General features: G+C 38.1%; 10 protein-coding genes. 8 read left to right on the forward strand and 2 right to left on the reverse strand.

Annotation, left to right across the window (positions count from 1 at the left end; translation table 11 throughout):
- The first annotated feature begins 215 nt into the window (after positions 1-215).
- The 4 genes from rplM to tsf all read left to right on the forward strand — a co-directional run bounded on the left by rplM (position 216) and on the right by tsf (position 2,865).
- Positions 216-659, forward strand: coding sequence for a 50S ribosomal protein L13 (gene rplM, locus Q0L68_RS12085; protein ID WP_296703417.1), 444 nt, complete (start codon positions 216-218; stop codon positions 657-659).
- An 11-nt stretch (positions 660-670) separates the two neighbouring features.
- Entirely contained in the window at positions 671-1,057 is a 387-nt protein-coding gene (rpsI, locus tag Q0L68_RS12090) for a 30S ribosomal protein S9 (RefSeq protein WP_296703419.1), read from the forward strand.
- A 33-nt stretch (positions 1,058-1,090) separates the two neighbouring features.
- A complete protein-coding gene (gene rpsB / locus Q0L68_RS12095) occupies positions 1,091-1,852 on the forward strand; it encodes a 30S ribosomal protein S2 (RefSeq protein WP_296703422.1) in 762 nt (253 codons plus the stop codon).
- 182 nt (positions 1,853-2,034) lie between these two features.
- The gene (tsf, locus tag Q0L68_RS12100; protein ID WP_296703424.1) at positions 2,035-2,865 is read left to right on the forward strand and encodes a translation elongation factor Ts; all 831 of its coding nucleotides are present in this window, start codon (positions 2,035-2,037) and stop codon (positions 2,863-2,865) included.
- Positions 2,866-2,942: 77 nt separating this feature from the next.
- Here tsf and Q0L68_RS12105 read toward each other — a convergent pair whose 3' ends face one another.
- Entirely contained in the window at positions 2,943-4,232 is a 1,290-nt protein-coding gene (locus Q0L68_RS12105) for an aminopeptidase P family protein (protein ID WP_296703427.1), read from the reverse strand.
- Positions 4,233-4,351: 119 nt separating this feature from the next.
- On the opposite strand from Q0L68_RS12105, the gene Q0L68_RS12110 reads away from it, so the two are divergent.
- The 4 genes from Q0L68_RS12110 to Q0L68_RS12125 all read left to right on the forward strand — a co-directional run bounded on the left by Q0L68_RS12110 (position 4,352) and on the right by Q0L68_RS12125 (position 8,878).
- Positions 4,352-5,581 carry a pitrilysin family protein gene (locus tag Q0L68_RS12110; protein WP_296703429.1) on the forward strand — a complete coding sequence of 410 codons (1,230 nt, stop codon included), beginning with the start codon at positions 4,352-4,354 and terminating at the stop codon, positions 5,579-5,581.
- Positions 5,582-5,583: 2 nt separating this feature from the next.
- Positions 5,584-6,228, forward strand: coding sequence for an O-methyltransferase (locus Q0L68_RS12115; RefSeq protein ID WP_296703431.1), 645 nt, complete (start codon positions 5,584-5,586; stop codon positions 6,226-6,228).
- A 64-nt stretch (positions 6,229-6,292) separates the two neighbouring features.
- On the forward strand, positions 6,293-7,864 hold the full coding sequence (locus tag Q0L68_RS12120; RefSeq protein WP_296703434.1) for a lytic transglycosylase domain-containing protein: 1,572 nt from the start codon (positions 6,293-6,295) through the stop codon (positions 7,862-7,864).
- 21 nt (positions 7,865-7,885) lie between these two features.
- Positions 7,886-8,878: a DUF3078 domain-containing protein gene (locus Q0L68_RS12125; RefSeq protein WP_296703438.1), complete on the forward strand. Its 993-nt coding sequence runs from the start codon at positions 7,886-7,888 to the stop codon at positions 8,876-8,878.
- Here Q0L68_RS12125 and Q0L68_RS12130 read toward each other — a convergent pair.
- A partial coding sequence (locus Q0L68_RS12130; RefSeq protein ID WP_296703441.1) for a DNA polymerase III subunit gamma/tau occupies positions 8,875-9,312 on the reverse strand: 438 nt, incomplete at its 5' end. The two genes, Q0L68_RS12125 and Q0L68_RS12130, sit on opposite strands and share 4 nt — an antisense overlap.

The raw sequence follows: 9,312 nt of genomic DNA on the forward strand, positions 1-9,312 counted from the left end.
TGTTGGTCAATCAGTTAGAAAAAACTGCCCGATAATCATTTCTTAAAAATAAAAAGCATGAAAATCAAACTCCTGAGAGGGTTTTTGAGCTAAGACCATGAAAATTAGGACTTAGTATTGGAAATATTTTGCATGAAAAATAAAATACTTCTATCTTTGTGTCCCTTTTTGAGGGTGAAATAAATTTAACAAGCTAAAAATTAAACAGTTACACAGTGGATACTTTGAGCTATAAGACCATATCAGCCAATGCCGCGACTGTAGAAAAGCAATGGGTCGTAGTGGATGCCCAAGCTGCAGTTTTGGGTAGGGTTGCTAGTGAGGTCGCAAAAATCTTAAGAGGTAAGACAAAGCCAAGCTTTACTCCTCACGTAGATTGTGGTGACAATGTCATCGTGATCAACGCAGACAAAGTTCGTTTAACTGGTGATAAGTGGAACTCCAAAGTATATGTGAGACACACTGGATACCCAGGCGGACAGCGTATTTCTACCCCAAAATTGTTGAAAGACAAATCTGCTTCTATTTTGGTAGAGAAGGCCGTAAGAGGCATGCTCCCTAAGAACAGATTGGGAAGAAAATTATACGGCAACTTGTACGTGTATAATGGATCTGAGCATCCACACGAAGCACAGCAGCCTAAAACTATCACCCTTTAATCGTCTAAATCATGGAAATGATCAACACAATCGGTAGAAGAAAGACCTCTGTAGCTAGAATATACATGGCTCCAGGAAATGGTCAGATCTCCGTAAACAATCAGTCATTAGAAAAGTACTTCCCATTCGATCTACATCAGATCGTTGTGAAGCAGCCTTTGGCTCTTGTTGGCGTAGAGGGAAATTATGATATTAAAATAAATGTAGACGGTGGCGGTATCAAAGGGCAAGCGGAAGCAGCTCGTATGGCCATTTCTAGAGCTTTATGTGAATTTGACGGAGAGCATAGAACTGCATTGAAAAAAGAAGGTTTCCTTACTCGTGACCCTAGAATGGTGGAACGTAAGAAGCCAGGACGTAGAAAAGCAAGAAGAAAATTCCAGTTCTCTAAACGTTAATCCGGGATTTCTTCACTTTATAAAAAAATATTTATGGCCAAATTAGAATATAAAGACTTACTAGATGCTGGTGTTCACTTCGGACACTTGACGAGAAAGTGGGATCCAAGAATGGCTCCATTCATTTTCATGGAGAAAAATGGTATCCACATCATCGATTTAAATAAAACGCTTGCTTGCCTCGACGAAGCATCTAACGCAATCAAGCAGGTAGTACGCTCAGGCAAAAAAGTGATGTTCGTAGCTACTAAGAAACAAGCTAAAGACCTGGTTGCTGCAGAAGCTCAGCGTTTAAACATGCCTTATGTGACCGAAAGGTGGTTAGGTGGTATGTTGACCAACTTCGCAACAATTAGAAAGTCCTTGAAAAAGATGTCCGGACTGGACAAATTGATGAAGGAAGAAGCTTATATGAACTTAGCTAAGAAAGAACGTCTGATGGTTTCTCGTCAAAAAGACAAGATGGAAGATGTTTTAGGTGGTATCTCTGATTTGAGTAGACTTCCTGCAGCACTTTTCATTGTTGACATCAAAAGAGAACACATCGCGATTGCTGAAGCAAAAAAGCTTGGTATCCCTGTTTTCGCATTAGTTGATACGAACTCAAACCCAAATGAGGTTGACTTCCCTATTCCAGCTAATGACGATGCATTCAAATCCGTATCCTTACTAGTTCATGCGTTTGGAGCAGCTATCGAAGAAGGTCTTTCAGAAAGAAAGAAGGACAAAGAAGAGGCTAAACTTTCTGAAGAGGAAGAAGCTAAGAAAGCTGTGGACGCCGAAACTAAAGAATAATCCACACTTGATTTGAAATATAAAAAATTGAACATGAGGTTTCGGCCTATGTTCAATTTTTTGTTTAATAGACTATTAGAAGCATTAACTATTAGTTAATACAAAATTTCAAAACCTTTGAGACAATATTTCCCAAAGGTTTATAATATAATATCCCGTTTAATATTTAAACCGACAATACAATGGCAATTACTGCACAAGAAGTAAACAAACTGAGACAAATGACCGGTGCCGGTATGATGGATTGCAAGAAAGCTTTGACAGAAGCTGAAGGCGATTTTGAAAAAGCTGTGGACATCCTTAGAAAGAAAGGTCAAAAAGTATCAGCCTCTAGAGCTGATCGGGAGACTAAAGAAGGAGTAGTTGTAACAAACGTTTCTGCGGATGGATCAAAAGGAACTTTGCTTTCTTTGACTTGTGAAACTGACTTTGTTGCCAAAAACGATGAGTATGTAGCTTTTGCTAACACACTTCTAGATATGGCAGTAGCAGCTGGTGCAAATACAGTAGAAGAAATTCACGCATTGCCTTTCGAAAACATTACCGTTGCTGAGAAAATCGTTGAGATGACTGGTAAAATCGGTGAGAAAATCGAAATCTCTAATTACGAAGTAATCAATGCAGAGACTGTTGTTCCTTACATCCACTCTAATGGTAAATTGGGTGTTTTGGTAGGACTAGTTAAAACTTCTGGAGCGAATGTTGAAGAAGCAGGTAAAGACGTTGCAATGCAAATTGCTGCAATGAACCCAGTAGCTGTTGATAAAGACGGAGTTGATTCTACTGTAGTAGAAAGAGAAATCGAAGTTGGAAAAGAGCAAGCAAGAGCCGAAGGTAAGCCTGAAGAAATGCTTGAGAAAATCGCGTTGGGTAAATTGAACAAGTTCTACAAAGAGAACACGTTGTTGAGCCAAATTTTCGTGAAAGATAACAGCAAAACTATTGCTCAATATCTTGACGGAGTAAGCAAAGGCATGACTGTTTCTGCTTTCAAAAGAATTTCTATAGGATAATTTATCCAGATTCTAAATCATAAAAAAATCCCCTCCAATTGATTTTGGAGGGGATTTTGGTTTAAAAAAGAAATTAATTAAGAATTCATCAACTCTTCAATTTCTTCAGCCTCAATTGGAATATCTCCCATCAGATCTAAATACCCATTCTCCTGCACCACAATATTATTCTCCAAACGAATTCCAAATCCTTCAGCAGGAATGTAGATTCCAGGCTCCACTGTAAAGACCATTCCTGGTTGGATAGGGCCATGCATCGTGCCCACATCATGCACGTCTAATCCTAAATGGTGAGAAGTGCCATGCATAAAATACTTTTTATAGGCCGGCCAACTCGGATCTTGATTTTTTACATCTGTTTGATCAATCAATCCTAATCCAATCAATTCACTCTGCATGATCAAACCCACTTCCTTATGATAATCCTGGATATTCTGACCTGGCACCAACATGCTGGATGCTTGGTTTTTCACTCTTAAAACCGCATCATAAACCGCTCTTTGTCTGGAAGTAAATTTACCGTTGACAGGAATGGTTCGAGTCATATCTGCATTGTAATTTCCATACTCCGCTCCTACATCCATCAAGATCAATTCGCCATCTTTACATTCCTTGTTATTTTCCAGGTAATGAAGTACACAGGCACTTCCGCCTGAAGCAATGATTGGCTCATAGGCAAAGCCTTTACTTCGGTTTCTTACAAACTCATGTAAGTATTCTGCCTCAATCTCATATTCAGTCACACCCGGCTTCACAAAAGACAAAATTCTTCTGAATCCCTTATTCGTAATGTCACAAGCGATTTGCAGTTGATCGATTTCCTCTTGCTCTTTCACTCCTCTCAACTCATGCATGATTGGAGCTACCCGCTCAAACTTATGAAGGGGAAATCTTTCTTTACAGGATTTAATAAATCTTGCATCTCTGGTTTCGACCACCACTCCTGCTCTTAAATGTTCATTGGTATTTAGATAGACGTGGTCTGAAAGAGCCATTACTGAATTGAAAATCTGATCAAAATTAGAGAGCCATTGAATATTCTTGATTCCGGAAGCAGCTTCAGCCTCTTCTTTGGTATACTTGTGGCCTTCCCAGATTGCAATCAATTCACTGGTTTCCCTAAGAAAAAGTACCTCTCTCATTGCCGGATTAGGACAATTAGGAGCAATCAATAAAATCGTTTCTTCTTGATCTATTCCCGATAAATAAAACAAGTCATTGTTTTGACGAAACTTCATGGTACCATCTGCATTGGTAGGCATGATGTCATTGGCATTGAAAATCGCAACACTGTTTTCTTTCAGTTTCCCCGCCAATTTAGCTCTGTTCTTGATATATAAACTTTGGGGCAACGGTTGATATTTCATAAATCTGTTCAGGTTTTTTCTTTGCCGAAGTTACTAAATTATGCCTCAAAAAATGTGCAACTGCTGGCAGGAAACAATTTGATCCTTTTCTTTGTATTTTACCGAATGGGTAAGCAAGCATGAATTTAAATATTACAGAGTTAAGCAACGGGATTCGAATTGTTCATCAGGAAGTTACACATACCAGACTGGTGCATTGTGGTTTTGTTCTAAACATTGGAAGTCGTGATGAAACGAAGGAACAAGAAGGTCTTGCTCATTTTTGGGAACATATGGCTTTTAAAGGCACACAAAAAAGAAAGACATTTCACATTTTAAATAGACTGGAATCTTTAGGGGGAGAATTGAATGCATACACCACTAAAGAGAAGGTCTGTTTTTATGCCTCTACTTTAAAAGAACATTATCCAAAAGCTGCTGATTTACTTTTTGATATTACTTTCAACAGCACTTTCCCTCAAAAACAAATCGAGAAGGAAAGACAAGTCATTTTGGAAGAAATGGCGATGTACCGCGATTCTCCTGAAGATTCCATTCAAGATGAACTCGATGAATTGGTTTTTGAAAATCATTCTTTGGGTAGGAACATTCTTGGAACAGAACAAACAGTAGGAAATTTCTCTCATCTGGATTTTATAGATTTTATATCAACCCGACTTGATACCTCTCAGATCGTCTTTTCAGTGGTTGGAAATATTAGCTTCAAAAAAGCACTAAAAGCAATAGAAGCTCCTTTAAACAGTATACAGTCAAAAAGAAGCCTATACATAAGGAATGGTTTCCATCATTACCAACCTAAAATAAAAACGGTAGAAAGAGATATCACGCAGTCTCTTTGCGCTATCGGAAGACCTGCTTATTCACTGCATGACCCAAATAGGTACAAATTATTTTTACTGAATAACATTCTTGGCGGGCCTAGTATGAATAGTAGGTTGAACTTAAGCTTGAGAGAAAAGTATGGGTATGTTTATAATATCGAGTCTACTTATTCACCTTTTTCCGATACAGGTTTCTTTGGGGTGTACTTTGGAACTGAAGAAAAAACGCTAAAGAAAGCCCAATCTTTGGTGATGAAAGAAATGGCAAAACTTCAATTGAAGAAATTGGGGACGGTCCAACTACATATGGCCAAAGAGCAAGCAATTGGGCAAATGGCCATGGCTGAAGAAAATTATGCCGGATTGATGCTCGTATATGGCAAAAGTCTAATAGATCATGGAAAAGTAGATCCTTTGGAAAGTATATTTACCCAAATCAGAAAAACTTCGGCAGATGAAATTCAAGAGATTGCCAATGAAATTTTCAACCCTGAAAACATGAGTTTTTTAACCTATAAGCCTCAATAATCATGGAATTTATTTCTTCTGAATTATCAGAGTATTGTGATAGGCATACCTCAGATGAGGATCCTTTGTTAAAAAAAATTACTAGAGAAACTCAATTGAAGGTTCTAAAACCAAGAATGCTTTCCGGACAACTTCAGGGCAAAATGCTGGAAATTCTCACGAAAATGATCAACCCCAAGTTGATTCTGGAAATTGGCACCTATACCGGTTATTCGGCAATCTGCATGGCAAGAGGATTGAATAAATCCGGAAAACTTATCACAATTGACATTAATGATGAGTTAGAAACAATGGTGAGATCATTTTTTGAAGAGAGTGGATTAAACGAGCAAATCGATTATCGCTTAGGAAATGCTCTTGATATTCTCCCGGATTTAGAAGGTCCTTTTGATCTGGTTTTTATTGATGCCGATAAAATCAATAATGAAAAATATTACGATTTAATTATTGAGAAAATGAATTCCGGTAGCATTTTAATGGCAGATAATGTCCTTTGGTCAGGAAAAGTTTTGCCAGGTAGTGAACATAAAGTTGATAAGGACACAAAGGCTATTAAAGACTTTAATTCAAAAATAAATAACGATCCAAGGGTAGAAAATGTACTACTTCCAGTACGAGATGGTATAATGATCGCGAGAAAATTATAGTATCATCAAAAAGGGAATCATTTTTGCTAAAAACAGGCTGAGTATAAGAATAAAGCCTTTTTGAATGATTAAAAATAGATTTTCTTCCCTTCTTTTTTTCCTTACACTTTTCAGCAGCTTGCCTTTGTTGGCGCAGATCCCTCAAGTTCCTGCTGAATTGGAGTTCGCTGATTTGATCGTGAGAATCAATCCTCAAGCTAGGAGAGAAATCCAACTTGACGTTGACGCTCAATACAGAAACCCTAATTATCTAAAGGTAAAGCAAGAAAGAGTGAATTTATATATGCCTATTATCGAGGATATTCTTCGGGAAAATGGTGTGCCGGAGGATATAAAGTATCTGGTAATTCAAGAAAGTTCTTTAATTTCTGATGCAGTTTCTACCTCAAATGCGGTCGGATTTTGGCAGTTTAAGCAAGGCACTGCTGAGGAAGTATTTTTAAGAGTAGATAATCAAATTGATGAGAGAAAAAATATCGTATCCTCCACCAGAGGAGCGGCTTTATATCTCAAAAAACATAACAATACCTTCGACAACTGGATGTGTGCTTTAGTTTCCTATCAAATGGGATTAGGAGGAGCAAAAGCATATTTTGGAACTAGATATAATGGTAAAAGAATTGTAGATGTTGACCGAAATACTCATTGGTATTTCAAGAAATTTCTAGCTCATAAAATTGCTTTTGAAGGTCAAATTGGAGTTTTTACTTCCAATACCCGAATGGTGGAAGTTCCAATACAAGGTCCCACTACTCTTGCAGTGTTAGCGAAAAAGTATGGGGTTTCGGAATCGCACTTGAAAGAATACAATAAATGGACTTCGAATGGAAAAATCCCAGGTGATAGAACCTATGGCTTAGTATATATCCAAGAAGGTTCTCTTCCAGTTCAACCAGCGATTATCCAAGAAAGCAAACCCAAATCTAACTCCAAACAATCAGCTGCAAATACTCCTGCATACAAACAGGCAAATTCATTCCCTAGGATAGGTGGAAATACCACAAAGGCAAATCAAACGGATCAGATTACTGTTAATGAAATTGATGGAGTTCAAGCTGCTCAAACAACCACGCAGAGTAAGTTTTCTGATCAAATCGGATTAAAAGAAAGAAAGCTTCGAAAACTGAATGATTTAGAGCCCGGAGAAAGAATTGAGGCCGGAGAATATTATTACACTAAGAAAAAGAAAACAAAAGCAGAAGTAGAAAATCATATCGTGATGCCAGGTGAAACACTTTGGAGTATTTCACAGAAATATGGGATTAAGCTTTCTTCTTTGAAGTCTAAAAACAGAATTCGAAAAGACTCTGATTTAAAGGCAGGAATGGTTCTCAACCTACAGGAACATCGAAAAAGGGGAGAGGATATTCAAGTTGTTAAAGTAAATCAAGCTCCTCCATCTAAGACAGTCGTGGCTAGCAACTCTACTCCTGTTCAGCCAAAACCTCAAGCAAGAAATACAAGTCCAGATCAACAAGCGAATGATTCGGTAACTCATGTTGTGAGCAAAGGGGAAACATTATTTGCGATCAGTAAAAAATACGGGGTCACTGTCAATGACTTAAAATCCTGGAACAATATCGGCAGCCAAAACATCATCAGCATCGGTCAGAAATTGGTTATCTTCACCCCCTGATCCTATTATCCTCTTTTTAGAATGCGTAAATACCTCCTAATCATAGGATTTCTATTCATTTGTTTAGGTCAGCAGGTTTGGGCCCAAGACCGGATTATTATTCCAGATACTGTATTGATCAATGGAGACACCTTGCTGATGCTAGGTGATTCTCTTTTGATAGAGGAGCCTAAAAAGGAAATCTTTTGGGAAACTGGAGGGAACTACAACCTGAATATTCAGCAAGTAACTCTAAGCAATTGGGCAGCTGGTGGATCCAGTTCTTTTGCCCTCAATTCAGGGGTTTCAGTATTCGCGAATTATAAAAAAGAGAAAAAAGTATGGGATACCCAGTTGACCATAAATCTGGGCATGAACCGTCAGGGAGATCGGGATTTCCAGACCAGAAAAAGTAATGACAATTTTATTTTTGTGAGTAATTACGGACGGGAACTCTCAGAAAAATTTTATTTATCAACCCAGTTAGATGCCAGAACGCAGCTTTTGGCTGGATATAAATACTCGAGACCTTCTGGAAGTGAAAAAGAAATCAGAACCAAAATCTCCGATTTATTATCTCCGGGCTATGTTCAGTCCTCCACGGGTTTGAATTACAGAAAAACTTATGAAGACAGAAGCAAGCTCTCCGTAATTCTTTCTCCTTTCACAGGCCGATTTACAATAGTACTGGATGACTCTTTAAGCCGTGCAGGAGCATTCGGTGTAATGCCAGGAGAAAATGTAAGAGCAGAAGCAGGTATGTCTTTGGCGACCTCAGTTGCAGATATACAACTGATGGAAAACATTACCTGGAAAGCTGATCTAAACCTTTTTTCTAATTATGAGCGATTTGGAAATATGGTAGTCAATTTCAATTCCACGATTCGGATGAAGGTAAATAAATTCATATCTACCAGAATAGAAACTAGGATAATCTACGATGAGGAGGTGTTTATAAAACAAGATGATGGATCATCCAAACAGGCAGTTCAGCTCCAAAACCTGGTAAATTTTGGGATATCTCTCGACTTTTAAAAATCAGTTTCCAATCCGAATTTTCGTTGAAACTCTGCAAGAGCCGGATGCTTTTCTTTTAAAAATCTGAATTTATCAGAGCTTGTATAAAGTTTATTGTTAGTAGATTCCATTTCCTCTTTGACCACCAATTTAATTCCGATTTTCCCAGCACCGGTCAAATCTCTGATCAGGGTTAAGAGTTCTGGTTTCATCTTTTGTGCAATCTCTTCCTGCACATGCCCCATTACCTCAAAACAGATCTCGTGACCTTCCATTTTGGAGGGTTGATTTAGTACGGCAAGTTCTAGTACTTTATTCTGATTTTTAAAATAATCCAAAACCTTGGGCATCACCTCATCCAACATTTCCTGAGTAAGCTGAAGCGTATTTACTGGTTCGACATTCTTAGCATCAGCCTTTTTTCGCTCGATTCTTTGTTCCTCTTTTTTAGC

Source organism: Algoriphagus sp. (assembly GCF_024642405.1).
Taxonomy (GTDB): Bacteria; Bacteroidota; Bacteroidia; order Cytophagales; family Cyclobacteriaceae; genus Algoriphagus.